The organism is Micromonospora yasonensis (genome assembly GCF_026013475.1).
Taxonomy (GTDB): Bacteria; Actinomycetota; Actinomycetes; order Mycobacteriales; family Micromonosporaceae; genus Micromonospora; species Micromonospora yasonensis.
The window spans coordinates 1-1,561 of the sequence record NZ_JAPDPH010000441.1; the positions used below are offsets into that span (position 1 = coordinate 1).

The 1,561-nt window shown below is 76.4% G+C and carries 1 protein-coding gene; it reads left to right on the forward strand.

Annotation, left to right across the window (positions count from 1 at the left end; all coding sequences use genetic code 11):
• Positions 1-1,561 (forward strand): SDR family NAD(P)-dependent oxidoreductase (locus ONA70_RS36175; protein WP_265010970.1); only part of this gene is annotated, 1,561 nt, incomplete at both ends.

Below are 1,561 nucleotides of genomic sequence, written 5' to 3' on the forward strand. Positions count from 1 at the left end.
CGACCCGCCCGCCGCCCGCCGCTACGACGACGGGGTCGTCGAGGTGCCGGTCTGGCACCAACTGCCCGCCACGGCACCCGCCGAGGCGCCCGGTCGGCTGCTGCTCTTCGCGGCCGGTGAGCGTGGAACGGCCCTCGCGGCCCGGCTGCGTGAGCGCGGCACCGACGTCACCGTGGTCCGCCCCGGGGCTGCCTTCGCCGTCCGCCCGGGCGGTTACCAGCTGCGTGCGACCAACGCCGCCGACTATCAGCGGCTGCTCGACGAGTGCGCCGACGACGGTCGGGCCGCCCGGATCGTGCACGCGTGGGCGCTGGACGGCCACCCGGCCGGCGCCGATGTGGATGCCGCGTCGGCGGCCCAGGAGCACGGGTATTACGCGCTGCTGACGCTGCTGGACGCGCTGCCGGCCGTCGGCGTGGAGCTGGATGTGGTCACCGCCGGAGTGGCCGACGTGACCGGGGCCGACCTGGTGCGCCCGGAGCACGCCACGGTGGCCGGGGTGGTGCGCTCGGTGCCGCTGGAACGCCCGCAGGTGCGCTGTCACTGGGTCGACGCCGACCCGGGCGACCTCCGCGTGGACGCGGTGGTGGACGAACTGCTCGGCACCGAGCGGGCCGAGGCGGTCGCGCTGCGGCTGGGCGGGCGCCGCTGGACCCGCGAGTTCGCTCCGGTCCGGCCGGGTGGGCGTACCACCTCGGGGTTGGGCATCCGCGACGGCGGGCGTTACCTGATCACGGGCGGGCTGGGCCGGGTCGGCGGCGCGTTCGCCACCGAGCTGGCCCGGCTTGGCGCACGGCTGGTGCTGGTGAGCCGCACCGCGCAGCCGCCGCCGGCCACGATCGAGGCACTGGAGCAGGCGGGCGCCCGGGTGCGTCACCTCACCGCCGACGTGGCCAACGTGGACGCCATGCGGGCGGTACGCGCCGAAATCCTGCGTGACCTCGGCGGCCTCGACGGCATCATCCACGCCGCGAAGCTGCCCGACACCGGCCTGTCCGCCGGGTCACGGCTGGCCGAGGCGGCGGCGGAACTGCGGCCCAAGGTCACCGGCACGCTGGTGCTGCGCGAGGTCTTCGGTGACCTGCCGCTCGACTTCGTGGCGCTGACCTCGTCGGTGACCGCGCTCGCGGGTGGCCTGGGCCGGGCCGACGACACGGCCGCCAACGCCTTCCTCGACGCGTACGCGCGCAGCCCGCACGGCTGGCCGGCCCGCCTCGTGTCGCTGGCCTGGGGCGCGTGGCAGGAGGAGGGCGTACCCGAACACGACGGGCTGCCCCCCGCGGCGGCGGTCGCCGTGGGGCAGCGGGTCCTCGCCGAGGGCCGCACCGGCACGGTGGCGATCGGCGCCTACCCGGTGGCCGCGGTCGCGGGCCACGAGCGGCGACTCGCCTCGGCCGCCGCCACGGTGAGCTCCACCGTGGCCGCAGCTGATGGCGACCTGACCGCCACCATCGCCCGGATCTGGGGTGACGTCCTCGGTGTCGCCGAGGTCAGCCCGCACGACAACTTCTTCCGACTGGGCGGCACCTCGCTGGTGGCGGCGCAGTTGGTGCTGCGCATC